Annotated in this window: 22 protein-coding genes; 9 read left to right on the plus strand and 13 right to left on the minus strand. The window is 60.6% G+C overall.

The genetic code is table 11. The features are described 5' to 3' along the window. Positions 1–182 precede the first annotated feature (182 nt). Complete coding sequence (locus GJR96_RS00700) at positions 183–2,780, minus strand: ArtA-dependent S-layer glycoprotein (protein WP_151161082.1); 2,598 nt, start codon at positions 2,778–2,780, stop codon at positions 183–185. 270 nt (positions 2,781–3,050) lie between these two features. Beyond that, a complete protein-coding gene (locus GJR96_RS00705; RefSeq protein WP_151161084.1) occupies positions 3,051–3,830 on the minus strand; it encodes a VOC family protein in 780 nt (259 codons plus the stop codon). A gap of 134 nt (positions 3,831–3,964) precedes the next feature. On the opposite strand from GJR96_RS00705, the gene GJR96_RS00710 reads away from it, so the two are divergent. After that, entirely contained in the window at positions 3,965–5,407 is a 1,443-nt protein-coding gene (locus GJR96_RS00710; protein WP_151161086.1) for an MATE family efflux transporter, read from the plus strand. A gap of 53 nt (positions 5,408–5,460) precedes the next feature. On the opposite strand, the gene GJR96_RS00715 is transcribed toward GJR96_RS00710, so the two are convergent. Further along, a complete protein-coding gene (locus GJR96_RS00715; protein ID WP_151161088.1) occupies positions 5,461–5,937 on the minus strand; it encodes a TIGR04206 family protein in 477 nt (158 codons plus the stop codon). Continuing rightward, complete coding sequence (locus tag GJR96_RS00720) at positions 5,934–7,043, minus strand: OBG GTPase family GTP-binding protein (RefSeq protein WP_151161090.1); 1,110 nt, start codon at positions 7,041–7,043, stop codon at positions 5,934–5,936. Before GJR96_RS00720 ends, GJR96_RS00715 begins: the two co-directional genes overlap by 4 nt. 235 nt (positions 7,044–7,278) lie before the next feature. Here GJR96_RS00720 and GJR96_RS00725 point away from each other — a divergent pair, with 235 nt between their 5' ends. From GJR96_RS00725 to GJR96_RS00750, 6 genes are all read left to right on the plus strand, one after another. Beyond that, a complete protein-coding gene (locus tag GJR96_RS00725; RefSeq protein ID WP_151161092.1) occupies positions 7,279–7,482 on the plus strand; it encodes a VNG_1110C family protein in 204 nt (67 codons plus the stop codon). 45 nt (positions 7,483–7,527) lie between these two features. Beyond that, complete coding sequence (locus GJR96_RS00730) at positions 7,528–7,893, plus strand: DUF7541 family protein (protein ID WP_151161094.1); 366 nt, start codon at positions 7,528–7,530, stop codon at positions 7,891–7,893. A 132-nt stretch (positions 7,894–8,025) separates the two neighbouring features. Next, a complete protein-coding gene (locus tag GJR96_RS00735; protein WP_151161096.1) occupies positions 8,026–8,385 on the plus strand; it encodes a DUF6684 family protein in 360 nt (119 codons plus the stop codon). A 98-nt stretch (positions 8,386–8,483) separates the two neighbouring features. Continuing rightward, a complete protein-coding gene (locus GJR96_RS00740) occupies positions 8,484–10,277 on the plus strand; it encodes a cytochrome c oxidase subunit I (protein ID WP_151163845.1) in 1,794 nt (597 codons plus the stop codon). Between the two features lie 328 nt (positions 10,278–10,605). Continuing rightward, positions 10,606–10,869, plus strand: a complete 264-nt coding sequence (locus GJR96_RS00745; RefSeq protein ID WP_151161098.1) for a DUF7520 family protein — start codon at positions 10,606–10,608, stop codon at positions 10,867–10,869. 57 nt (positions 10,870–10,926) lie between these two features. Further along, entirely contained in the window at positions 10,927–11,328 is a 402-nt protein-coding gene (locus GJR96_RS00750; RefSeq protein WP_058572911.1) for a universal stress protein, read from the plus strand. 2 nt (positions 11,329–11,330) lie between these two features. On the opposite strand, the gene GJR96_RS00755 is transcribed toward GJR96_RS00750, so the two are convergent. The 6 genes from GJR96_RS00755 to GJR96_RS00780 form a co-directional block, all read right to left on the minus strand. After that, a complete protein-coding gene (locus GJR96_RS00755; RefSeq protein ID WP_151161100.1) occupies positions 11,331–12,005 on the minus strand; it encodes a thioredoxin family protein in 675 nt (224 codons plus the stop codon). A gap of 2 nt (positions 12,006–12,007) precedes the next feature. Then, positions 12,008–12,751, minus strand: coding sequence for an ABC transporter ATP-binding protein (locus GJR96_RS00760; protein WP_151161102.1), 744 nt, complete (start codon positions 12,749–12,751; stop codon positions 12,008–12,010). After that, a complete protein-coding gene (locus tag GJR96_RS00765; protein WP_151161104.1) occupies positions 12,748–13,509 on the minus strand; it encodes an ABC transporter ATP-binding protein in 762 nt (253 codons plus the stop codon). Before GJR96_RS00765 ends, GJR96_RS00760 begins: the two co-directional genes overlap by 4 nt. Beyond that, positions 13,506–14,666: a branched-chain amino acid ABC transporter permease gene (locus tag GJR96_RS00770; RefSeq protein ID WP_151161106.1), complete on the minus strand. Its 1,161-nt coding sequence runs from the start codon at positions 14,664–14,666 to the stop codon at positions 13,506–13,508. Before GJR96_RS00770 ends, GJR96_RS00765 begins: the two co-directional genes overlap by 4 nt. Further along, positions 14,663–15,631 carry a branched-chain amino acid ABC transporter permease gene (locus GJR96_RS00775; RefSeq protein WP_151161108.1) on the minus strand — a complete coding sequence of 323 codons (969 nt, stop codon included), beginning with the start codon at positions 15,629–15,631 and terminating at the stop codon, positions 14,663–14,665. The genes GJR96_RS00770 and GJR96_RS00775 overlap by 4 nt, the downstream gene beginning before the upstream one ends. Before the next feature lie 125 nt (positions 15,632–15,756). After that, the gene (locus GJR96_RS00780; protein ID WP_151163847.1) at positions 15,757–17,082 is read right to left on the minus strand and encodes a substrate-binding protein; all 1,326 of its coding nucleotides are present in this window, start codon (positions 17,080–17,082) and stop codon (positions 15,757–15,759) included. 562 nt (positions 17,083–17,644) lie between these two features. Here GJR96_RS00780 and GJR96_RS00785 point away from each other — a divergent pair. Further along, positions 17,645–18,223, plus strand: a complete 579-nt coding sequence (locus tag GJR96_RS00785) for a Tat pathway signal protein (protein WP_394349492.1) — start codon at positions 17,645–17,647, stop codon at positions 18,221–18,223. A 164-nt stretch (positions 18,224–18,387) separates the two neighbouring features. Here GJR96_RS00785 and GJR96_RS00790 read toward each other — a convergent pair whose 3' ends face one another. Continuing rightward, on the minus strand, positions 18,388–19,998 hold the full coding sequence (locus GJR96_RS00790; protein ID WP_151161112.1) for a long-chain-fatty-acid--CoA ligase: 1,611 nt from the start codon (positions 19,996–19,998) through the stop codon (positions 18,388–18,390). A 176-nt stretch (positions 19,999–20,174) separates the two neighbouring features. Here GJR96_RS00790 and GJR96_RS00795 point away from each other — a divergent pair, with 176 nt between their 5' ends. After that, positions 20,175–20,420 (plus strand): hypothetical protein, encoded by a 246-nt coding sequence (locus GJR96_RS00795; RefSeq protein ID WP_151161114.1) that lies wholly within the window; start codon positions 20,175–20,177, stop codon positions 20,418–20,420. Between the two features lie 12 nt (positions 20,421–20,432). On the opposite strand, the gene acs is transcribed toward GJR96_RS00795, so the two are convergent. Both acs and GJR96_RS00805 read right to left on the minus strand, forming a co-directional pair. Further along, positions 20,433–22,427 (minus strand): acetate--CoA ligase, encoded by a 1,995-nt coding sequence (gene acs / locus GJR96_RS00800; protein WP_151161116.1) that lies wholly within the window; start codon positions 22,425–22,427, stop codon positions 20,433–20,435. A 278-nt stretch (positions 22,428–22,705) separates the two neighbouring features. Continuing rightward, positions 22,706–24,406, minus strand: coding sequence for an acyl-CoA mutase large subunit family protein (locus GJR96_RS00805; RefSeq protein ID WP_151161118.1), 1,701 nt, complete (start codon positions 24,404–24,406; stop codon positions 22,706–22,708). Positions 24,407–24,610 lie beyond the last annotated feature (204 nt).

The following is a 24,610-nucleotide window of genomic DNA, read 5'->3' on the forward strand; positions in this document are numbered from 1 at the left end:
CGGTCGGTATCTGTGAACGTTCGAGATACATCGACAGTACCCGAGGCAAATCCACGGTAGCACGACCGCTCGCGGGTGTAGGTCGATAAAGAATGTTGAGGGAACCGGGGGATGCCCGGTGGTTGGGTAGCGGCGATTAGTCGCGGTCTTCCCGTCGGAGACGGGAGTTCGTGAGAACTCAGTTAGTTCTCACGGCGGACTGCGAGGAGTGCCGCAGCGACGAGCGCGACGAGAGCGACAACGGCACCGAAGCCAGGCGTGCTGGATTCAGTGGTCTCTTCTGCCGGCTCTTCAGTCGGCTCTTCCGTCGATTCCTCGGTCGGCTCTTCCGTCGGCTCTTCCGTCGGGGTTGCCGTTTCCTCGGTGGTCTCCTCAGTCGTCTCTTCGGTCGTCTCTTCCATCGTGGTCTCCGTCTCGGCGACACCGACGACGCCGTCAGCGGTGGCGTCGGAGGCGGAGCCTTTGTCGACAGAGACAGTCACGCCGAATTCGTCGCCTTCCTTCTGCTCGGAGAAGTCGAAGGCGGCCGAGAACGAACCGTCAGCAGCGACGGTTCCGCTCGCGGTCTTGAGGAAGCGCGGCTGAGTGTCGCCGGAGGACTTCACGCGGAACGTGAGTTCCGTACCGGGTGCGACCGAAGCCGTGCCCGTGATGGTCTGCTCGGCGGCGGCCGAGACAGCGAACTCGTCCTCGTCGAGGCTGAGTTCGGGTTCGACGACTTCGAAGTCGGCAGAGGCGGTCTCGCCGTCTTCGACGTCAGTCAGGTTACCATCTTCGAGGACTTCGAACGTCGCGTTGAACGCGTCGTCGTCCTCGACATCGAACTGCTCGTTGCCGGAGACGTAGTAGTCACCGCGCGAGGCGTTGACGTTGTCGAGGTCGTAGACGAAGAAGTACGTGTCATTCGCGCCGTCGGTGATGACCGTGGCGGCGGAGCTGTTGAGAACCTTCGGGTCGCGGTTCGGACCGGGGTTCGTCTGTTCAACGGTGAGGTTGAACTCGTTGCCCAGGAGCATCTCGGTGTCCTTCGCGTCGAAGGCACCTTCGAGACCCGTTGCGACAACCTGGTGGACGACGACGTCGCCGTTGGCGACAGCGTCGGTCTGCGTCAGGCTCTCGTCGTCGATGGCTGCGTAGACGTCGTCGGAGTCACCGAGGTCAGCACCCGTGGGTGCCGTCCAGACTGCCTGACTGTCCGTGCTGCGCTCTTCGAGGACGAGCGTGCCGACGTTGTCGGCGTCGTCGTCAGTCGCGACTTCGAGGTCGTAGTCGCCAGCGTCGAGGAGGTCGCCGTCAGGAATCTCCGTGTTGATGTCGTCGACGGTGACTTCGTCGTCGCTGTCGTCCACGTCGAACGAGGACGTCTTGTTCGGTGCGTAGGTGTTGAACAGGAGGACAACCTCGCCGTCGTCGTTGCCGTCAGTGACGGAAACGTTGGCGGTGTAACCGAGGCTGTCGCCGCCGATCATCACGTCTGCTTCGTCCGTCCCCTCGACGGTGACGGTGATTTCAGCGATGTCGCCGACCTGTTCGGTGACGACGGAGGTCGAGAAGTCCGAGGACATGTCGGCGGCCTTCTTGACCGTGACCGTGTCGGACTCGACGGAGACACCAGAGTAGGAGTCCGTCACTTCGACCGTGTAGTCGCCTTCGTCGAAGGTGCTGAGGTTGTAGTCAGCCGTACCCTGACCGCTGAGGGTGAGGGAGTCAGCCGTGCCGTCGACCTCGTCACCGTCGGCGTCGAGTGCGACGATGTCGATGGTGCGGCCGCCCGCGTTCGCGGAGACCGAGCCTTCGAGCGACTCAGCGTCGGTGATGTTCGTGTCGTCGACAGAGACACCGAGGCCGAGGTCACGGACCTCGACTTCAGCGTCCTGGACGCCACCGATGGTGAACTCGTAGGTGTCGAGCATCTTGCCTTCGGTGTCGAAGACGAAGACTTCGCTGTTCTTGCCGGTGGAACCGGAGAACTGGTACGTGTTGTCGTCGTCAGCGCCTGCAACCTCAACGTCCGTGTCAGGCGAGGTAGCGACGACTGCGACTTTCGAACCCTGGTACGCCGTGTCGTTCGTGGTGGACGCGACGTAAACAGGTGCGAAGGTGACGTCTTCGGTGCCCGTTGCCGTGTTACCCGAGCCATCCGTCACGTTGTACGTGACTTCGAGGTCATCGGTGTAGAGTTGGTCGAGCGAGACGAGAACCTGACCAGCGGAGACGGAGTGTCCCGTGGAGAGGTTGGAGTCGCCGTCGGTGATGTTCATCTCGTTGACGGTGACGTCCTCGTCAAAGGCCACTTCGACCTGTGCCGAGCCATCGTCGAACTGGACTGCCGAGCTAAGCGACGGTGCTGCGGCAGACTCGATGGTGACGGAGCCGTTGACCGTCGCCTGCGTCACGCCGTCGGAGAGGGACGAAGCTTCCACGACAGAGACATTGTAATCTCCAGCAGAGATGTTGTCGTAGACGGTGATGCCATCAAAAGTGATGCTATTTTCATCAGGGATGTAACCTTGGTCACTCGTAGACGGCTCAGAGGCGTTGTAGTAGCCGTCACCGTTAACGTCGATCCAAGCTTGCATGCCGGGTGAGTCACCGTCATTGGTGTCGTCAACTGTCAGGTTGACAACTGCAGACGGGCCCTTCTCGACCGTACCCGTCGTGACGGATACGTTAGAAGCCGCGGCAGCAGCAGTGCCCGTGAACGCGATGGACCCGGCAAACACCGAGAAGACCATCAGCGCAGCGAGCAAAACCGCGCGAAGTTGTTTGTGTTTTGTCATTGTTATAGATGGTTCTATAATCGGCGAAGCAGCTTTCCGCCCCACGACGCCCGAGGGTAGGTTCGGGCGGGGGATTACTCGCTGATATCACCTTGGGTAGGGGTACGGCCAGAGGTATCTATCCATATTATATATGTTTTGTGTATCTTCTTGGTATCAATACACTTGAGAATTGTAGTAATTCAAAAATATCGACACAAACGTGTCGATGTATTGTAACTCACCGCAAAAGAACGAAGAAACGGTCGACGAGTATCGCTGTCGAAACGCTTACTCGGGCGACTCGAAGTCCGCGGGGAGAACCTCGATTTCGTGGCCGTCGGGGTCCTTCGTGAACGCGTAGCGGTCGTCACAGGACTCGGGGTCACGATAATCGTCCGCCTCACGCTCCATCAGGTCGTCCCAGTAGTCGTGCAGGTCGTCGGCACGGACGGCGAGGTGACCCCACGCGTCGCCCATGGTGTAGGTGCGACCGTCGTAGTTGTAGGTGAGTTCGACCGCCATCGCTTCCTCGGACGCGCCTTCGGGTTTCATGAAGTAGTTCGCGAACGTGTCGGACTCCCAGCGCCCAGTGTGTTCGTACTCGAACTTGCGCGTCCAGAATCCGAGTGCCTCGTCGGCGTCTTCGACGCGAATCATCGTGTGGTCGAGGCTCCACTTGGCACCCTGGTCGCGCTGGACGATTTCGACTTCGTGGCCGTCGGGGTCCTTGACGAACGCGTAGCGGCCCCCGCAGGACTCGGGGTCACGGTAGTCTTCGACGCCCTCGTCCATGAGTTGCTGGTAGGAGTCTTCGAGTTCGCCCTCGGGGACGCGAACCGCGATGTGGCCCCACGCGTCACCCATCTCGTACGTGTTGTCTCCGTGGTTGTAAGTCAGTTCGAGGACGGCACCGTCTTCGTGGAGGTCTTTCGGACCGAGATAGACGTTGGTGAACGTGTCAGCCTCCCAGCGACCCTTCTCCTCGTAGTCGAGGTGCGTCGTATACCAGTCGAGCGACTCGTCGAGGTCTTCGACACGAATCATGACGTGGTCGAGGATTCCGGACATACCCATGAGATGTGTCGGAGCGGCGAAAAACGTACCGAACGCGGAACCCCTCGTCGGTCGTTGGCACGGGCCGTCTCTCGGGGGTTCGCGTCGTTACGTGCCGCATAAGTACTCGCCGCCATTACGATTCGGTCGTGCCCTCCGTCCCCAATCCCGTCCGACTCCTCATCGTCGGAATCGGACTCGCACTCTCCCGTGTCGGCCTCCTCGACAGAGAGCGTGCTGTCCGGACTGCAGACCTCGCGTGGCCGCGTATCGTCACCGGAATCGCCCGGATGTCGAAGAACGCGGTGGACGTGGCGATGGTCGGTATCGCGTCGGGGACGGTCGCAATTACTGGTGTCGGGTTCGCCGGGCCATTCTGGGGACTCGCATTCGCACTCGGTGGCGGTATCGCGGGGGGAACAATCGCACTCGTCTCGCAGCGATTCGGTGCCGACGCAATCGAATCGTTGGGACTCGCAGTTCGGTCGAGCGTACTCCTCACCGTCGTGGCGACACTACCTGTCACGGCCATCTTCTGGCTGTACCCCACCGAACTCATCTCGCTTCTCAGTACCAATGCCGATGCCATCGACCTCGGAGCGAAGTACCTCCGAATCGTCAGCCTCGGCGTCCCCTTCGCCGGTCTGAACCTTATCGGGAGTCGAGTGCTCGTCGGGTCCGACGACGCCTACACCGCCATGGTCCTCCGCGCGAGCGGTGCCATCGTGAACATCGTCGTCAACGCAGCCCTCATCTTCGGCCTCGGGATGGGTGTCGAGGGAGCAGCACTCGGCACGGTCCTCTCGAACGTCGTCGTCACCAGTGCGTTCGTGATTGGCCTGTCGCGCGGCACACTCCCCGGTGTCGGTGCGTTCCCCGTCACCATCGACCCGTTCGGACCCTTCGTCGACTTCGCGACGCTCCGCGACTTGGTCGAAATCGGCCTCCCCGTGATGGGTCGAAACCTCGTCTGGACCGTCGCCGAGTTCCCGATGCTCGCCATCCTCGACAGTTTCGGCCCCGACGTGGTCGCGGCGTTCGTCATCGCCCGGCGTATCTGGGGTATCATGAACACTCCGGGGTGGGGGTTCGGCCTCGCCTCGTCGAGTCTCGTCGGCCAAGCACTCGGGAAGAACGACGAGACGCTGGCAGAGGCGTACGGAAACGAAGTCATCCGCTTCGCCGTCGCCACGTATCTCGTGTCCGCAGTCCTCGTCGCACTGTTTGCCCGGCCAATCGTCCTCGGGTTCGTCAACGACCCCTCTGACCCGGCCGTTCCAATCGCGGTCAACCTCGTCTACGTCGCCTGCCTCGCCGTCGTCCTCCAAGGAGTCTCCGGCGGGTCGGCAGGTCCGCTCGACGCCAGCGGCGACACCCGGTGGACCTTCGGCAGTCAGTTCGTCGGGATGTTCCTCGGGTCGATTCCGCTCGCGTACATCGGGTCGGTCACGTCGCTCGGTCTCGTCGGCCTCTATCTCGCGTTCGTCGCGGAGACGTCGATTCCGGCGACGCTCAACTACTATCGGTTCCGGACGGGGCCGTGGAAAGCGGTGAGTCGGAACTACCGCCCCGAGACGACCGCAGACGACTGACACACATTCCTACGCCGACGGTTTGCACGACGACTGGCGACGTTGTGACCGTCTCAGCGGTCTGTTTCTGCGCGGTGTGACCAGTAGAGATAGCCAGCGACGGCCCACAGGAGAACTGTTCCGACGGGCCACGCCGTCCGGTCGGGTTGGACTGAAAATCCACGCGCCAGTTCGAGTTGTGTCACGCCCGCGAGGACGAGACTCGCGGCAGTGAGTCGGATGTCCTCTCGCCCGAAGAGCACTCCAGAGAGCACGTTCACGAGAGCGACGAGGTAGAAGACCACGCTGAGGGGCCACAACAGGATGTAGTCGGGGAGCCCCATCGTGAACCGGAACAAGAAGTCGGTGATAGTCGTGAGGCTGACCGTCGAGGGCGTGACGAGTCCCCACGAGAAGAGTAACGTCGCCGCACCGGAGGAGAACGTCTGGACCGACCACGGGACGGCGCCGACTACGAGGACGAGGAGCAGTCTCGAACGACGCCGAACCGTGCCGGAGGGGTCTCCGCGCTTCTGTCCGTCGGCCGTCACCGCTGTGCGATGATGCGGAGGATGTCTTCGTCTTTCAGTTCGTGGTCGCGGCCCACTTGTTGTTCGTCGTGCTTGGCACTCGGCCCGGAGACGCGAGCGAACCGGAAGCGTTGGTCGAGTTTCGCACCGAGTTCGTGGATGGCGTCGTCGACGGTGTCGCCCTCGCGGAGGATGAGTGGTTCCTCGTAGTCGACACCGCGCCCGGGTTTGTCCATGTAGATACGGATGAGGCCGAGTGCGTCCCACATCTCTTCTTTGAGTGCGTCGAGTCCCTTCTCCGCCTCGGCGCTGATAAACGTCACTTCGTCGGGGTCGAGGCCGACCTCGCGAAGGTCCTCCTCGACTGTCGGGAGGTAGTCTTTGTCGATGAGGTCGGCCTTGTTGACGGCGACGATAGACGGCAGGTAGACGCGGTTCTTCATGATGCCGTCGATGAGTTCGTCGATGGTGGTCTCACCGCGGAGCGTCACTTCGGCGTTGACGAACCCGTGTTCGCGGAGGATTCCCTTTATCGTCTCCTCCTCGAGTTCGACACTGTCGCTCTTCGTGACGTTGATGCCGCCTTTCCCTTTCTTCGTGATAGAGAGGTTCGGCGGCGACGTGTCCAACCGAATCTTGTTGTTGTAGAGTTCGTGTTGGAGTCGCTCGTACCGTTCTATCTCGAACACCGAGAGCATGAAGACGACGAGGTCGGCAGTCCGGACGACGGAGAGGACTTCTTTCCCGCCACCGCGGCCACCCGCAGCGCCTTCGATGAGGCCGGGAACGTCGAGAATCTGGATGTTGGCACCTTTGTACTTCAGCATCCCCGGATTGACGTTGAGTGTCGTGAACTCGTACTCGCCCGTCTCGCTGTCCGCGTTGGTGAGGGCGTTGATGAGCGTCGACTTCCCGACGCTCGGGAACCCGACCAGTGCGACAGTTGCGTCGCCCGTCTTCTCGACGGCGTATCCTTGCCCGCCACCGGCCGAACTCTGGTTCTCGAGTTTCTCTTTCAGTTCCGCGAGTTTCGCCTTCAGTCGGCCGATGTGACCTTCGGTCGACTTGTTGTACGGCGTATTAGATATCTCCTCGCGGATATCTTCGATCTCCTCCTCCAGTCCCATTGTCCAAACTTCCGCCGTGTCCGTCGAAAAACCCTTTCCTTCGGACTCGAAGATTCGGCCCGGCCGTCGGCGACTATGAACGCACGGTGACGACACACACGTCCTGTGGTTTGCGGATAGTTCGCGGTGAGACAGTGTCGAAGGGAAGACTACCAGTGGTTTCTACGCGTGTACGCGAGCGAACGAACTTCGTCACGATTATGCTCGGCGGATTCGACCCAATCGATACTGACAGATGCCGAGTCCTGGGACGCTCCGCGACAGCACCCAAATCGTACTTCCGTACGACCTGTTAGACGACGTGCGAGAGGAAATCGAATCGGAATTCGTCGTCTCGATTCACGAGAACACGCCCGAGACGTGTCGAATCATCGGGAGTCCGGTCGAGATTCGGAAAGTAGGCGACTATCTGGCACGTCAGGGAATCTCGCTTCCCTAACGGTCGTTCCGAAGGGCTTGTTACCACACAGTCTAACTGGCGAGTATGGACGAAGCGCCGGGACTCTCCGACCAGTACCGCACGGCCAGTCCATGGCCGGTGTTCGTCGCACTCGGAATCCCCATCTCTGAACTTGGCCTCCTGTTCGACCTGTTTCCGCTCGCAGTTGGCGGGTTGCTCCTGTTCACCGGGAGCATCGCCGGGATGCTTCGCGAGTCGGGTTACGTGAAATCCACGATGTGGTCGCTCGTCGTTCTCGCGGCCGTCTTGTTCGCATTCGGCGGTTTCCTCGCGTTCACCGACGTCAACCTCGTCACGCGTGGATACGCAGTCATCGTCGCTGGTGTGTTGCTCCTCGTCGGTGGCGTCGTCTTCGAACTGTTCGTCCGCGACCAGCGGCAGGCGATTTGAGCGACTGACACGCGACACTGTGGTCGCAGGATGCCACGGCAGTAGTGCTGTTTGCCCAGCACAGACCGTCCCGACTCCGTCCGCAACGAGAAACCAACAATCTATTTGAACGGCGTCCCCGAGAGTCTCGATATGGCAAGCAAGACCTTCGACAAGGAGACCATCCTCGACCTGACGGTCAACATGGTTCCGTTGGTCATCATCCTGTTCTTCGTGGTGGGCTTCGCTGTCTTCAACCCCTTCGGCATCGACTCGCTCACCTCGGGGCTTCAGTTCAGCATCATGATTGCGGCGTTCGTCCTGTTGGCGGCCCTCACGTACCTCTCGGGGAAGGCCATCGCCGGGTCGGAAAAGACTGACGTCGTGTACCCGCCGGGACAGGCGACGGTCCCTGGTGTGAAACCGCTCCACGAAGAACACGCCGAAGCCGAAGCAGAACTCGAAGAATCGGGCGACGGTGACGCAGTCGAAACGGCCGAAGGAACTGCTTAAAACCCCCCGAATCGCAGGGCGTTCCCGAATCTTTCATTACCCTGCACTCCTCAGGCACTTCCATGGAGGTTAACGGACAGCTAGCACTGACGGTGTTGATGGGAATCTTCCTCATCGCCGTCGCCGCGTGGCTCGCGCGGGTCGAAGATTGGCGGTCGTACACCCCGCTCGCGGGCGGTGGGGCCGTCGGAAGCACAGAGCAGTACGTCTCGGAGGAAAAGCCGTCCGGGGTTATTCGCTGGTTGACGACTGTCGACCACAAGGACATCGGGATTCTCTACGGTGCATATGGGCTCGTTGCCTTCGCCGTGGGTGGCCTGATGGTCGTCGTGATGCGCCTCGAACTCGCGGACCCTGCGAGTACACTGATTTCGAACACATTCTACAACTCGTTGCTCACCAGCCACGGGATTACCATGCTCTTCCTGTTCGGGACGCCCATCATCGCGGCGTTCTCGAACTACTTCATTCCGCTCCTCATCGGCGCGGACGACATGGCATTCCCGCGTATCAACGCAATCGCGTTCTGGCTTCTGCCGCCGGCGGCACTGCTCATCTGGGCCGGGTTCTTCCCCATTCCGGACGTCATCCCCGCGCAGACGGCGTGGACGATGTACACTCCGCTCTCGGCTGGTGCCGGATCCGGAAACCAGATGAACGCTGGTGTCGACCTGATGCTCCTCGGCCTGCACCTCTCCGGTGTCTCGGCCACGATGGGTGCCATCAACTTCATCGCGACCATCTTCACCGAACGTAACGAGAAGGTCACCTGGGCCAACCTCGACATCTTCTCGTGGACCATCCTGACCCAGTCGGGTCTCATCCTGTTCGCGTTCCCGCTTCTCGGCAGCGCCATCCTCATGCTGCTGCTCGACCGGAACTTCGACACGATGTTCTTCGGCGTCGACGGCGGTGCAATCCTCTGGCAGCACCTGTTTTGGTTCTTCGGGCACCCCGAAGTCTACATCCTCGTGCTCCCCCCGATGGGTATCGTGAGCCTCGTGCTCCCCCGGTTCGCGGGTCGTCGCCTCTTCGGGTTCAAATTCGTCGTCTACTCCACGCTCGCGATTGGCGTGCTCTCGTTCGGTGTCTGGGCGCACCACATGTTCGCGACGGGTATCGACCCCCGTCTCCGCGCCTCGTTCATGGCCGTCTCGCTCGCTATCGCGATTCCGAGTGCAGTCAAGACGTTCAACTGGATTACGACGATGTGGAACGGGAAGATTCGACTCACGACGCCGATGCTCTTCTGTATCGGCTTCGTGTCGAACTTCATCATCGGCGGCGTGACGGGCGTCTTCCTCGCGTCGATTCCGGTCGACCTCGTGCTCCACGACACCTACTACGTCGTCGGTCACTTCCACTACATCGTCATGGGAGCCATCGCCTTCGCCGGGTTCGCTGGCATCTACTACTGGTTCCCCCTCTACACCGGTCGGATGTACCAGGTCACGCTCGGTAAGTGGCACTTCTGGCTGTCGATGGTCGGGACCAACCTGACGTTCTTCGTCATGGTGCTTCTCGGCTACGGCGGCATGCCACGTCGCTACGCGACGTACCTGCCGCAGTTCGCGACGCTCCACCAGATTGCGACGGTCGGTGCGCTCATCCTGCTCGTCGGCCAGATTATCTTCGTCTGGAACTTCGTCCAGTCGTGGCTCGAAGGGCCGAAAGTCGAAGACGGCGACCCGTGGGACCTCGCCGACGATGACCTGCTCACGTCCGAGTGGCACTGGTTCGACCGCAAACTGCAGACTGCCGTCACTGACGGCGGTGAAGAAGAGACTGAACTCGCGACCGACGGTGGTTTCTCCGAAAGAGAGAGCACGTTGGACGTGTCGTCCGACGATGGCGAACCAGTCGACGAGACTGACGCCGCTTCGGACGAGTAACTACGAACACGAACTTCCTTTTTTGACCGCCGCATTCGAGAGCGGACGCCCTCGTCGTCAGTCGCGTCGAGAGTGAGCTGTCGCTCATCGCTGTCGGCGACTGAGAAAAAAGTCGCTCGCCGTAGTGGCGACTGTTCCAACGGACAGTGCGGTTCAGATGACGAGGAGGATACCCACCACGAACATCAGTATCGCAACGGCCCCGAGGATGATTCCGAGAATGTCCGTATCCGACATACTGAGCAGTTGCGACTGTTCGGCTAAAGGTTCGTCGGTGCGTCCGAGCGGAACGAAAACTGCTAACCACGTGCGACCCAGACGGTGAGTCGTGAGTTCGAACGTCCGCGGTCAACGCTTCGTCCTCGGGTTGTACGCCGCTCTCGTCGCCGTCGCAGGCGTCGCGGGATTCCTCACTGGGACGTTCGTCTCGGGACTCTCGCAACCGCGGTTTCTGTTTTTGATTCCGTTCCCGGCGACACCGCTCGGTTTCGCGGCGTACGGCGCGTTGACTCTCGCACTCGTTCTCGGCATCCCACTCGCGCTCGTCGTCTTCGTCTCGGCCGGTATCGACGACGATGCGAAGAGTCAGTAGGCAAAATCAACGAACGTTCGACACAAATACTAAGACCAGCCCGCGGGACGTGATAGTATGTATCACGTGGTAATCGGTATCGACGACGATGCAGACCACGCACTCGCGTGTGTCGAAGAAGTGGCGAACCTCCCGGGCGAGGCCTCCGAGAAGGAAGTCACACTCATCCACAGTTTCACAGACAATCCGAGTGGTGCGTCCGCGACGCAGATTCACTCGGTGCGCGAGGCCAGCGAGTTCCTCGAAGACCACGGCATCGACTACGACGTCAACGAGTCGTCGGGTGACCCAGCAGAGGTTATCATCGAGTTCGCCGAGGAAGAAGACGCAGACCTCATCGTCACCGCGGGTCGGAAGCGTTCGCCTGCTGGGAAGGCACTCTTCGGTAGCGTCACGCAGACGGTGATTCTGAACTCCAATCGCCCCGTCATGGTGACGGGCACGACGAAGCGGTCGTAAAACTAGTAGAGTCGGTCGAAGACGTCCGATATCGCGTCGGGCGACTGTCGACCAGATTCGTGTTCTTTCAGGTCGCCGTCACGGAACCACAGGAGCGACGGCGCCGCGTCGACGTCGAACGCCCGGCAGAAGTCACCGGCCGCTTCTCCATCGACGCCTGCGATGGCGACGCCCTCCGGGACCGTGTCGAGGATTGCGTCGAGGTCTTCCTTCATGGCGTCACACGGCGTGCAGTTCCGTCGCCACACGGTGACGACGGCGTCCGGGTTCTCGTCGAGGAACGACTCGTACGAGTCGTCGTCGAGTTCGGTGAGTTCCGCTGGCACCGGCGACGACGGTGTGATTTCGACGAGGAGACCGGCCATCACGACGAGGAGGTCCTGTCCAACCGGGACGTCGAGGAACGACTGCGCCGCGAGGTACGCGACGACGTCTTCTCTCCCCACGTCGTGTTCGTCGAGTTGGGCTTCGACGTTCTCCGGGTCGAGGCCGAACAGTTCGACGACGGTGTTGTGAAACTCGTCCTGTGAGACGGCACCGTAGATGTCGTGGTAGATTGCCAGTGTCTTTTCGAACTCGTCGCTGGTCGTGAGCGTTCCGTCGGGTGCTTCGTCGACTGCACCGGCGGTGACGAGCGTGTCGAGGGCAGTTTCGGGGGTAGCGGGTGTCGTTGCCATCGTTAGACACCGAGGTATCGTTCGCGGGTCTCTTGGTCGTCACGGAGTTCGTCCGCGGTGCCGTCGAAGACGATTCCTCCCTGGTCGATGACGTACGCGCGGTCGGCCAGTTTGATGGCCGCGGCAGCGTTCTGTTCGACGAGGAGAATGGTCGTCCCGGCGTCGCTGATGCGTTCGACTGCGTCTTCGACGTCCTCGATAATCTTGGGCGCGAGTCCCTCGTACGGTTCGTCGAGGAGCAGCAGGTCCGTGTTCTGCTTGAGAGCGCGTGCGATGGCGAGCATCTGCTGTTCGCCACCAGAGAGCGTTCCTGCTCGCTGGTCTTTCCGTTCGTCTAATCGGGGGAACTGATCGTACACCTCCTCGGTCGACATCCCCTTGTGACCGAACGAGAGCGACCGTCCCCACGTGTTGGATTTGTTGTTGACGACCTCTGCGAGGTGGAGGTTCTCCGCCACCGAGAGGTTCGGGAAGATACGGCGCTCCTCGGGAACGAGCGAGATACCCTTCACCGACACGTCCTCTGCAGGGACGCTGGTGATATCTTCCCCTTTGTACCGGATTTGTCCGTCTCGAACGTCTGGCGGCGTCGCACCGGAGATACACCGGAGCGTCGTGGTCTTGCCCGCCCCGTTACGCCCGAGAAGCGCACAGATTTCTCCTTCCTCGACGTTCATCGAGAGGTCTCGAATGATGTGGCTCTCGCCGTAGTAGGCGTCGATGGCGTCGATTTCGAGCAGGCTCATATCTCGACACCTCCGAGGTAGGCTTCTTGGACATCCTCGTTCCCCCGAATCTCGTCGGGAGTCCCTTCGGCGATGATGCCACCGCGACTGAGGACGACGATGCGGTCAGAGATGCTGAAGACGATTTCCATGTCGTGTTCGACGAGGACGAACGTGAGTCCGTGGTCACGCTTGACTTGCTCGATGAGTTCGACCGTCGATTTCGTCTCTTCTGGAGACATGCCGGCGGTCGGTTCGTCCATGAGGAGCAAGTCGGGTTCACTAGCGAGTGCGATACCAATCTCCAGACGGCGTTTGTCACCGTACGGGAGGTCGGTCGCGACGGTGTTCGCACGGTCGAGCAAGCCGACCGAGTCGAGTGTGTTGCGGGCGACGTCGTGGACGTCGGTGAGCGAGTCCCGATGTTTCAGGAACTCGAAACCGAACGCACCACGCTCGGCGGCGAGTGCCGCAATCTCTGCGTTCTCCCGGACCGTCAGGTCGGGGAAGATGGACGCGGTCTGGAACGACTTCGAGACACCGCGTTGGACCACTTCGTGCGGTTCGAGGTTGACGATAGACTCGCCTTTGAACCGGATGTCACCGCTCGTCGGGTCGAGTCGGCGCGTGATGAGGTTGATGAGCGTGGACTTGCCGGCCCCGTTCGGGCCGATGATAGAGACGCGCTCGTCCTGTTCGACGGTGAGGTTCACGTCGTCGGTGGCGACGAGGCCGCCGAACTCTTTGACGAGGTTCTCGGTTTCGAGGAGTGGCGTCATTGCTCACCTCCCATCTTCTCGGAGACGAAGGTGCGGGCACGTCCAATGATTCCCCACAGGCCGTCGGGGACGACCCAGACGACTGCGACGAACACGATACCGAGGAGCAGGTGCCAGTAGTACCCGAAGTCTTGGATGAGCACGATGTCGGTGAACGGAATCGTCAGGACCTGGATGGTGCTGACGATGTTCTCGATGTAGAGGTACAAGCCGACCCCGAGGACAGGACCGAACATCGACCCTGCACCACCGAGGACGGTCATCACGACGATGTCACCGGATTCCGTCCAGAACAACGACTGGAGCGGGACGTACGCACCGTGGATGGTGAACAGGCTTCCAGCGATGCCTGCGAAGGCACCGGAGATGATGAACGCCATGAGTTTGTACCGCCAGACGTTGAGTCCGACGAACTCGGCGCGCTGTTCGTTCTCGCGGATTGCGCGGAACACCATGCCGTACGGCGAATTGAGGATACGGTACGCGACTGCGACTGCGGCGACGAAGAAGATGCCGACGAAGGCGTAGAGCCACGTGCCGAGGAGCATCCCACCGACAGACGGGATGTCTGCTTCGAGGTGAAGCACGCCGAAGAGGCTCCCGACGTCGACACCGGTCAGGCCGTTTTCACCGTTGGTGAGGAACGCGAGCGGTGAGGCCGCCATGAAGTACATCATCTGCGCGAACGCGAGCGTCAGGATGGAGAAGTAGATTCCACCGCGACGCAGTGACAGGAATCCGAGCACCCACGCGAAGAGGATTGCAAAGAGCGTCCCCGAGAGGACCATCACGATTGGGTCTCCGCTAACGTTCTTCGCGACGATACCTGCTGCGTAGGCTGCACCGCCCCAGAAGGCGGCGTGACCGAACGAGAGCAGACCGGTGTACCCGAGGAGCAGGTCGAAACCGATGGCGAAGATACCCCAGATGAGGATGAGCGTGGCGAGGCTCTGGTAGCCCTGCAAGAAGTCTGAGACGACGGGTGCGCGGGCGAAGAGCCACGGGAAGAGCGCGACGAAGATGGCCGTGAGACCGACCACCGTGCCTTCTCTGCCGCGGATTTGTTCCCAGCGGCCCAATAGGTCGCCACCGATGAGCGTCTCGCTCGTGTTCGGGTTGGCGTCCTTTGCGCTCGGGTTGGCGTCTTTCTCGCTCATGGTGCCACCTCCTCGTCACCGAGGATACCCTGTGGCCGAGTCAGGAGCACGATTGCCGCAATCGCGTACAGACCGACTTGCGACCACGCGGGTGCGAGTGACACGAGTGCGGCCGTCGTCAGGCCGAAGACGATGCCACCGACGACTGCGCCAGCGATGCTACCGACGCCGCCGATGACGACGGTGAGGAACGCCGGAACGAGGATGTTCGTCCCGATAGTCGGGTTGACGACGTTCAGGGGGCCGCCGACGACGCCCGCGACACCGGCGAGTGCGGCACCGATGCCGAAGACGACGATGTAGGGGCGGGTAATCTTGATGCCGAGCAGTCGGACCATCTCTGCGTCACGGGTCCCTGCGCGGACGACCAGACCGAAGTCCGTGTACTCGACGAGCAGGTAGACGAGTGCGACGAGGATGGCCGTGATTCCGATGACCCAGAGACGCCACTGTGGGAAGTTTCCAACGATGGGGAGTGCTACGGGCCCGGAGACAGGAATTCCGGCGAACGACCCGAACGAGAGGATTCGTTCTGGTTGGTCGAACGGCAGACTGTTACTGCCGAAGAGGATGCGGAATAGTTCCTGAACGACGATTGCGAGACCGAACGTCACGAGAATCTGGTCGGTGTCGGGCCGGTCGTAGAACGGGCGAGCGACGAATCGCTCCATCAACAGTCCGACGACGAATACCAGAAGCGGGACCATCACCAACGCGGCGAAGAATCCCCAGTCGAGGCCGAGGGTCGTCAGACCCCACTCGTACAGTTTCCCGTTCGAGAGTGGGACGTTCAACGCGACGAAGAGCCCAGCGTACGTGCCGACGAGGTACAGGGCACCGTGGGCGAAGTTGACGAACTTGAGCGTTCCCAAGATGATGGAGAGACCGACCGCCAATAAGACGTAGATGGCTCCCTGCTGAAGCCCGTTGAGTAGAATGACGACGATGTCGGAGAGGACACTCATGACCGATCACCGCCCCGTCCGTGATTTGAGTTAGGTTCTAGCATGGGTATGGTACTCTTACTCATTTACGTGTGCGTAGTTGTCTGCGATTAACTTTCATTAATATAACGGTGGTGGCAGGTGCGTTACTCGTAGGAGCCGAGTTCACACTCGGCGGCCGGACCTGCGTCACATGCGTATCCGAGGTCGTCGCGACTCGTGATGTTGACAATCTCGTAGTACAACCCGGACTCCTGTTCGGAGCCTGGGAGTCCCTTCACGACGGGCACGTCGCGCTGCGCCTGGTGGTCACACCCGCGCATCGTCTCTGCGCCCATCCCGATGTTGTCGTACTCGTAGTCTTCCAGTTGCTTGATGACCTCCGGCGGGTAGAACGTGCCTGCACGCTCGACTGCCGCGGCGTACTGGAGCGTCTGCGCGTACGCGACCTGTGCCGGACCGGATGGAATGCGGTCGTACTCGCTCTGGAACGCCTCGGTGAACTCTTTCGACGGTGCGTTGTCAATTTGTGAGTCCCACGCGAGCGTTCCGTAGACGCCTTCGATAGCGCCGCCGGCCGCTTCTGCCATCGGGCGGTTGTACAGCGGGACGATAATCTCCATGTCCTCGTTGATACCCGCGTCGACAGCCTGCTGGATGGAGTTCGCACCGTCGAGGCCGTAGTGGTTGAGGATGAGCACGTCCGCACCGGAGCTCTGTGCTTCGGAGAGGTACGTGGAGTAGTCCGTCGTCCCGAGCGGCGTCGCGACAGATTCGACTTGCTCCCAGCCTGCAACGTCGGTCATGAACTGGTTCATCGACGCCTGTTGGGTCTGTCCCCAGCTGTAGTCTGCGTAGAGCTGGTAGAAGCTCAGGCCCTCGCCGTAGGCCTCTTTCACGACAGGTGCGAGCGCCTGTCCGGTCATGTACGCGTTGAACATCTCACGGAAGGAGTAGCGGACACAGTCCTTCCCCGTGGTGTCGTTCGAGTGCGTCAGACAGGCCATGAACATGACCTTCTCGTTCTGACACAGTCCCTGCACGGCGATTGCCACCGCAGAGGACGACCCGCCGGAGATCATGATTGCGTTGTCACGCTGAATCATCCCCGACGCAGATTGTCGTGCCTGGTCTGCGTCCGTCGCGGTGTCGCCGTCGACGCTGTCGATGGTGTATCCAAGGACGCCGTCGCCCGAGAGGTCGTCGAACTGCGTGTCGACCCAGCCACCGCCCTCGTTCAGGTGCTTCACCGCGAGTTCGTACGCTCGCAGTTCGTCTTCACCCTCTGAGGCGTACGGACCGGACTGTGGAACGTTGAATCCAAAGGTCGCCGTGTCGCCTTCGATTGGATAGTTGCCGAGGGCGGGGTAGTCGTCGCCGTCACCGCCACCGCCACCGCCGCCACCGTTGCCTCCGTCACCGTCACCGTCACCGCCACCGCCACCGCCAGTACAACCAGCCAGCCCAGCCAAACCGGCTGCACCAGTTGCCTTCAGCACATCTCGTCGATTGAGTGGCTTGGTATCCCGTGCCATAGCCCAAACGACCGATAGATGGTTAATAATAGTTATGTATATATACCCTTTAATTTGTATTAGTTATCCTCCAATTGAGCACACAATATTAATACGATAACTATTAACATACATTATTTGTTTGTCATAGGTCCCGAAAGTGGAAGCAGAAGTGAGTTCCTACCGAGACTGGAGCATCCGAGTTGGCAGACGTAGAGTCGCTGAACGGACAGATGTCGTCGTCTGTCCGAGGAGCCATCACCAATCGCAATCCACGACGTGACTAGTTTCGAACGGATGGAGTTCGGCGCGAATCGAGACACAACCCGTCTCGATACCTATCCAGAACGGTCGTTATTCACTATTTAATTACTGTCTGTATACGTGATATATCGTCTGAAATTTTAGTGATTCAACTCGAACTAGAGAATATACGACGTTCATAAAATTCATCTAAACGTGAATCTCAGATGTATAACTAATCGCACGAGTGCTGTCTCTTCACTCGCCACAGTTGTGGCTGATAGACATGACGAAAGACACATTTTCGACCTCACGACGCTCGATTCTGAGACTTGGTGTACTGTCCGCGGCCGGCATCGGCATCGGTATCCCCGCTGTCTCTGGGTCTGCGGCAGCGACTGTCTGCCCGAAGACACCCGGCTACTGGGCGAACCGAGCGCCTGACAGCGAGTGGGAACCGCTCTTCGACGGCTCCGAGACATACAACATGCGCGGCGTCACGAAGGACCTCGAGGGATGGCGTGAGTTCCTCCTGGCACCGACCAAAGGCGACAAAGCGCACATCATGGCGAAACACCGCCTCGCGACGCTTCTCAACCTTCGGAACCGTCCAGGAGACGACCAGACCTGTTCAGACGCGAACATTCGAGGGACAGACTATACCATCCAGACGGTGAAGAATAACGCCGGAGCGTGGCTCGACGCCACCGACTGGGCAAACTACGGCGAAACTAACTACAAAAAACAACGGAGCTGGACCGTCGACGGGATGGACGGCGAAACAATCAAAGACACTCTCGACGCGTTCAACAACGACCCGAGTTCACTCGGGCTCTACTGCCCCTGCGACGACTAAGCTCCCGCTGAGTCGGGCCGTCTACGACACGCGCACGTCAGCGGCGCCCACCGTTCCTTCCCGCCGCTTACGCGAGTCGCATATCTCTCGACCAATAGCGCTGGAAAAATCGGGGCCATTTGTAGTCGGGTTCCAATTCTGCGGTGCCGAAGACTCGACTTCGGTTATCCTTCTCCGACCATCCGCCCTTCGTCTTCCCACTCGCGTTCGCGCAGTTCGTACTTCTGAATCTTTCCAGTCGCCGTCTTCGGTAGTTCGGCGACGAACTCGATTTCCTTGGGGAGTTTGTACGTCGCAATCCGCTCTCGACAGAACTCGATGAGGTCTTCTGCTGTCACTCCCGGTGCATCTGGGTCGCCACCTGTCGGGACGACGAACGCCTTCGGCGACTCGCCCCACTCGTCGGACGGAATCGGGATGACGGCCACGTCGGCCACGTGTTCGTGGTCAAACAGTGTGTCCTCCAGTTCGATACTGGAGATGTTCTCTCCACCGGAGATGATGATATCCTTCTTGCGGTCCTGGATGCTGATGAACCCATTCTCGTCCACGACGGCGAGGTCACCCATGTGGTAGTAGCCCTCTAGTCGGGCCGAGAACGCCTCGTCGGTCTCTTCGGGCTTGTTCCAGTATTTGTCCATCACCTGGTTGCCCGCGACGACGATTTCACCGATGCTCTGTTCGTCTCGTGGTACGTCGTTTCCGTCTTCGTCGACGACGCGAACGTCGGTGCCGAGGTAGCCGATTCCTTGCTTCTTCTTGACGGCGAACCGGTCACCATCGCCCTCCAAGAATCGCTCCGCGTCCGACGTGGTGATGAGTGGTCCCGTCTCCGTCGCACCGTAGACGTGCATCAGGTGCCACCCGAATTCGTCTTCGACCGTCCGAATCGTCGCTTCCGGCGGTGCAGCACCCGCCGTAGCAGCGCGAACCGGGTTCGCCCCTGTCGTCTCGACGCCGCCTTCGTCGCGGTAGTGTTTCATCAGGATGTTCAGCACCGTCGGCGCGGCACACAGGTACGAGACGTTCTCCGTGCGGATGGCGTCTAACACGGCCTCAGCCTCGACACCGCGGGTACAGATGTGCTTCGCGCCGTGGCCGGTGATGGCGTAGATGTGGCCCCACCCGTTGACGTGGAACATCGGGAGCGTCCACAGGTAGACGTCGCCGTCCGAGATGTCCTGATGCATCGAGATGAGGTAGGCGTGAATCGTCTCCGCCCTGTGTGTCCGACAGACGCCCTTCGGGTCGCCCGTCGTTCCCGAGGTGTAGTTGATGGTGATAATCTCGTCTTCGGCCATCTCGGGACGCTCGTACTCGGTGGACTCGGCGACGATGTCGTCGAAGTCCAACCAATCGCCGTCGACCTTGTCGGGGTCGTTGGTGACGAATATCTCTGTCGGGACGTCGTCGCGTATCTCCTCTATCTTCTCTGCGAACGCGTAGTCCGCGTAGATGGCTTTCACCTCGGCGTCGTTGAGCATGTACTCGAAGTCGGCCGGGACGAGTCGATAGTTCAGTGGCATGTGGACACCACCGAGTTGCATCGTCCCGTAGGCCGCTTCGAGGTGATAGTGCGTGTTCGGGTCGAGGACGGCGACGCGGTCACCCTTCTCGATGCCACGCGACTGCAACGCGGCACTGAACCCATCGACCCGTTCGCCGAGTTCCGCGTAGGAGAACCGTTCACCTGTCGTCGCGACGACCGCTTCCTCGTCCCCGTAGTACCGGCGTGCACGGTCGAGGAACTCGGTCACCAGGAGTGGTTTATCCATACACGCTGTCCTTCACTAACGTTAGAGATAAATGTGCGGGGTGGTGGCACACCACTCTGTATTGGGAACGGTTGTCAACGTAGTGTCCATTACCACTCGAATCGGCTAGCTAGAGATTATATTCCTACCTAATCTATGCAAGAAAATAACTTGGTGCTGCGGCGCGTGAAGGTTGTATGGCACTCTCGGATTACACCGGCCAGTCGCCCGACGGACGCGACGAGACCATCGTCCGTGTCGTTCCGCATCGACTGTGGCGGCCTGGTGAAGAGCGAATCGAACCGTGTGCGTACAGTGGCGAACGACTCAAACTCTCCGAGAAACACCTGCTCGTCGTCCTCGAACGAGATGGTGTTCGCGAACGAATGTACTTCCGCGACGAGTCGTCACTCTCGGCGTGGGTGAAAGAAAACGACGCCTAAGACGAGGCGGCGTTAGTCGACCTGGACCTTCCGCTGAATCTCTTCGACGATTTCGGGGTTTCGAAGCGTCGTCGTGTCGCCGAGTTCGTCGCCGTTCGCAATCTCTTCGAGCAGGCGGCGCATGATTTTCCCGGACCGCGTCTTCGGGAGTTCGGGCGTGAAGATGACCGCTTCCGGTCGTGCGATGGGACCGATGGCGTCTTCGACGCCTTCGACGATGCGGCCACGCATCTCGTCGTCTTCTTCCTGCCCTTCTTCGGTGATGACGTAGGCGTAGACTGCCTCGCCTTTCACCTCGTGGTTGCCACCGACGACTGCCGCTTCGGCGACACCGGGGACGCCTACGATAGCGGACTCGATTTCCATCGTGCCGAGGCGGTGGCCCGAGACGTTGATGACGTCGTCGACACGGCCGAGGATGGTGATGTAGTCGTCTGCGTCTATCTTCGCGCCGTCTTCGGGGAAGTAGACCCAGTCGTCCGGGTCGTCGCTGTCGGTGTCAGAGTACTCTTGCCAGTACTCCTGGACGAAACGCTCGTCGTTCTTGTAGAGCGTGCGAAGCATCCCTGGCCACGGTTTGTTGACCGTGAGGTAGCCCGCTCGACCGGCGTCGACCTGTTCGCCTTTCGTGTCGACGATTTGCGCGTCGATACCCGGGAGCGGTGGTCCGGCGGACCCCGGTTTCATCTTCTTGACACCCGGGAGTGTCGTAATCATCATGCCGCCCGTCTCGGTCTGCCACCACGTGTCGACCACGGGGCACTCCTCGTTGCCGATGTGTTTGTAGTACCACTTCCACGCACGCGGGTTGATGGGTTCGCCGACCGTCCCGAGCAAGCGCAGACTCGACAGGTCGTGTTCCTCGGGGAACTGGCTTCCCCACTTCATGAACGCGCGAATCGCCGTGGGTGCCGTGTAGAAGATGTCCACCGAGTACTTCTCGATGATGTCCCACAGGCGGTCACGCCGCGGGAAGTCCGGCGTGCCTTCGTACATCACCGTGGTGGTCCCGAGTGCTAGCGGGCCGTAGACGATGTACGAGTGGCCGGTAATCCAGCCGATGTCGGCCGAACACCAGTAGGTGTCTTCTTTCTCGATGTCGAGGACCGCGTGTGAGGTCCACGCCGCGTACGCGAGGTAGCCACCGGTGGTGTGTTTCACGCCCTTCGGTTGTCCCGTCGTGCCCGACGTGTACATCAAGAAGAGCATGTCTTCGGCGTCTCGCTCGACGGGGTCCACGCGTTCGCCCGCGTGGTCGTCCATCAGGTCGTCCCAGTCGTGCTGGTTACCCTTCAGGTCGTGTCCGAACCCGTCGTCACCCAGTCGGTCGACGACAACTGTGGCGTCGACGCCGTGGTCGACACCGTCGAGGCCTTCGTTGGCCTTGTCGAGGTGGTCCAGTGCGTCGCCGCGGCGGTAGTACCCGTCACACGTGACGAGGTAACGGGAGTCTGCCGAGTTCATACGCGTCGCGAGTGCATCTGCGGAGAACCCTGCGAAGACGACCGAGTGTGGTGCGCCGATACGGGCACACGCCAGCATGGCGATGGGGAGTTCCGGTACCATCGGCATGTAGAGCGTGACGACGTCGTCTTCTTCCACGCCGAGGTCCCGAAGCGCCGCAGCGAACTCGTTGACCTCTCGATACAGGTCCTGATACGTGTACGTTCGTGTGTCTCCGTGCTCACCCTCCCACTTGATGGCGACGCGGTTCTTGTCGCCGTTTTCGACGTGGCGGTCGACGCAGTTGTACGAGACGTTCAACTTCCCACCGGTGAACCACTTGTAGAACGGTGGGTTCGAGTCGTCGAGCACCTCGTCGTAGTCGTCGTCCCAATCCAGCATTTCGGCGGCCTGCTCCCAGCACGCCGGCCAGTTCTCTTCGAACTCGTCGTAGACAGCCGGGTCAGAGACGTTCGCCTGTGCGACGAACTCCTCGGAGGGTTCGAACTCCTCCTGTTCTACCAGCCGTGCCTCGAGTTCACCGTCTCCGTCACCGTCTACCATAGTACATGCTAACCAATAGAATCATCCATGATAAATCTATGTAGTGTGGTGGCGGGGACTGTCGATTTCGACCCCCAGAAAGTCCGAGGTATCGGGCGAATGTTGCGACCAAACGTGTGGCCCAGAACGAGTATGGAGTGGCGCCAGCGCGAGGGCGTTGCTGTCGACGTGGTGTCACGTTTGAGGGGCAGACCGACAGTAGCGAACAGCGAAAAGACAGTGTCACTCAGACAGTGCGATATGTTCCGACGTGGACGACGGTGCGCCCACTCGGACCCTTACATCACGCCGATGGTCTCTCGGTAGGTGCCCCACTCCTCGGCGAACACGTCCATGATTTCACCCATCGTGACGTACGCTTTGACGGCGTCGACGAGGACTGGCATGACGTTCTCTCCGTTCTGGACCGTCTCGCGCAGTTCGTCGAGGGCCGCTTCGACTGCCTCGTCGTCGCGTTCGTCTTTGACGTCGGCGAGACGTTCGAGTTGTCGGTCCTGTACCGCGTCTTCGACGTGGAGGAGGTCCGGGCGCGTGTCGTCGTCGGTGGCGTACTTGTTGACGCCGACGACGATTTCTTCGCCGTCTTCGACGCGCGACTGGTACTCGTAAGAGGCCTCGCCAATCTCCTTGTGGTAGTAGCCTTCGTCGATGCCGGCGAGGACGCCATCGCGGACAGACCCGTCACCCATCTCGCGAATCTCTTCGATGTAGGCCATCGCCTCGGCTTCGATTTCGTCGGTGAGTTTCTCTATCATGAAACTCCCACCGAGTGGGTCGATGACGTCGGCCGCACCGGACTCTTCGGCGATAATCTGCTGGGTGCGGAGTGCGACGGTGACCGCCTCCTCGGACGGGAGTGCCAGCGCTTCGTCGAAACTGTTCGTGTGGAGCGACTGGGTTCCGCCGAGAACCCCGGCGAGTGCTTGAATCGTGACGCGCACGATGTTGTTGAGCGGTTGTTGGGCCGTCAGCGACTGGCCGGCAGTCTGCGTGTGGAACTTCAGTTGCTTCGACGACTCCGCTTCGGCGTCGTACCACTCTGACATCACGTGGTGGTAGATACGGCGGGCGGCGCGGAACTTCGCCACCTCCTCGAAGATGGAGTTGTGCGAGTTGAAGAAGAACGAGAGTTGCGGGGCGAAGTCGTCGACTTCGAGGCCACGGTCGACGGCGTCTTCGACGTAGGCGAACCCGTCGGCGAGGGTAAAGGCGAGTTCCTGAATCGCCGTCGACCCCGCTTCACGAATGTGGTACCCAGAGACCGAGATGGGGCGGATACGCGGCGTCTCTTGGGCGGCGAACTCGACGGTGTCGGTGACGAGTTTGAGCGAGGGTTCCGGCGGGATGACCCACTCTTTCTGTGCGATGAACTCCTTCAGCATGTCGTTCTGGAAGGTCCCACCAATCTGGTCGCGAGGGACGCCGCGGTTGTCCGCAAGCGCGACGTACATCGCGAAGACGACGGGTGCAGACGGGTTGATGGTGAACGACGTGGTGACCTCGCCGATGTCGATACCGTCGAAGAGAATCTCCATGTCGCGGAGCGTGTCCACGGCCACACCCTCTTTCCCGACTTCGCCGTCCGAAAGCGGGTCGTCGGAGTCCTTTCCCATGAGTGACGGCATGTCGAAGGCCGTCGAAAGCCCGGTCTGCCCGTTCTCGATGAGGTAGTGGAAGCGCTCGTTCGTCTCCTGTGCGGTTCCGAACCCGGCGAACTGGCGCATCGTCCACGTCCGGCCACGGAACATCGTTGGATACACCCCGCGCGTGTACGGTGCTTCGCCCGGGAACCCGAGGTCGTCTTCGTAATCGAGGTCGGCAACGTCCGCCGGCGTGTAGAGGTCGTCGACTTCGTGGTTCGAGACGGTGGCGAACCGGTCTTTCCGCTCGCCTCCTTTCTCGAGGAAGGGGTCGCGGGTCTCCGATTCCCACTCGTCGCGGGCCTCACGAATAGACGCCAGGTCCTCGTCGTCGTACATGCTCCAAAGTCAGTATGGACGATGATTAATGATTCGGGTCATTCCCAACAGGTCACCTGTTCGACCGAGCGGTGGCCCACTCGTTCGACGGACAGACCATCGTACATATCACTCCTCGCTGACCTATGCCCGTGCATGTGTAACTTCGAGAACGACACGGGCCATCCACCGGCGTCTCGGCGCCGCGTGACCGCCATCGGTGCT

The sequence above is a fragment of the Haloferax litoreum genome, from assembly GCF_009674605.1.
Classification (GTDB): domain Archaea; phylum Halobacteriota; class Halobacteria; order Halobacteriales; family Haloferacaceae; genus Haloferax; species Haloferax litoreum.

What these genes read in the sequence shown, in the direction of transcription:
- GJR96_RS00750 (WP_058572911.1), top strand. Translation starts at nt 10,927, where the DNA reads ATGTATCACGTGGTAATCGGTATCGACGACGATGCAGACCACGCACTC.
- GJR96_RS00705 (WP_151161084.1), bottom strand. Translation starts at nt 3,830, where the DNA reads ATGTCCGGAATCCTCGACCACGTCATGATTCGTGTCGAAGACCTCGAC.
- GJR96_RS00700 (WP_151161082.1), bottom strand. Translation starts at nt 2,780, where the DNA reads ATGACAAAACACAAACAACTTCGCGCGGTTTTGCTCGCTGCGCTGATG.
- GJR96_RS00805 (WP_151161118.1), bottom strand. Translation starts at nt 24,406, where the DNA reads ATGTACGACGACGAGGACCTGGCGTCTATTCGTGAGGCCCGCGACGAG.
- GJR96_RS00725 (WP_151161092.1), top strand. Translation starts at nt 7,279, where the DNA reads ATGCCGAGTCCTGGGACGCTCCGCGACAGCACCCAAATCGTACTTCCG.
- GJR96_RS00790 (WP_151161112.1), bottom strand. Translation starts at nt 19,998, where the DNA reads ATGGATAAACCACTCCTGGTGACCGAGTTCCTCGACCGTGCACGCCGG.
- GJR96_RS00740 (WP_151163845.1), top strand. Translation starts at nt 8,484, where the DNA reads ATGGGAATCTTCCTCATCGCCGTCGCCGCGTGGCTCGCGCGGGTCGAA.
- GJR96_RS00730 (WP_151161094.1), top strand. Translation starts at nt 7,528, where the DNA reads ATGGACGAAGCGCCGGGACTCTCCGACCAGTACCGCACGGCCAGTCCA.
- GJR96_RS00775 (WP_151161108.1), bottom strand. Translation starts at nt 15,631, where the DNA reads ATGAGTGTCCTCTCCGACATCGTCGTCATTCTACTCAACGGGCTTCAG.
- GJR96_RS00770 (WP_151161106.1), bottom strand. Translation starts at nt 14,666, where the DNA reads ATGAGCGAGAAAGACGCCAACCCGAGCGCAAAGGACGCCAACCCGAAC.
- acs (WP_151161116.1), bottom strand. Translation starts at nt 22,427, where the DNA reads ATGGTAGACGGTGACGGAGACGGTGAACTCGAGGCACGGCTGGTAGAA.
- GJR96_RS00765 (WP_151161104.1), bottom strand. Translation starts at nt 13,509, where the DNA reads ATGACGCCACTCCTCGAAACCGAGAACCTCGTCAAAGAGTTCGGCGGC.
- GJR96_RS00735 (WP_151161096.1), top strand. Translation starts at nt 8,026, where the DNA reads ATGGCAAGCAAGACCTTCGACAAGGAGACCATCCTCGACCTGACGGTC.
- GJR96_RS00720 (WP_151161090.1), bottom strand. Translation starts at nt 7,043, where the DNA reads ATGGGACTGGAGGAGGAGATCGAAGATATCCGCGAGGAGATATCTAAT.
- GJR96_RS00795 (WP_151161114.1), top strand. Translation starts at nt 20,175, where the DNA reads ATGGCACTCTCGGATTACACCGGCCAGTCGCCCGACGGACGCGACGAG.
- GJR96_RS00760 (WP_151161102.1), bottom strand. Translation starts at nt 12,751, where the DNA reads ATGAGCCTGCTCGAAATCGACGCCATCGACGCCTACTACGGCGAGAGC.
- GJR96_RS00755 (WP_151161100.1), bottom strand. Translation starts at nt 12,005, where the DNA reads ATGGCAACGACACCCGCTACCCCCGAAACTGCCCTCGACACGCTCGTC.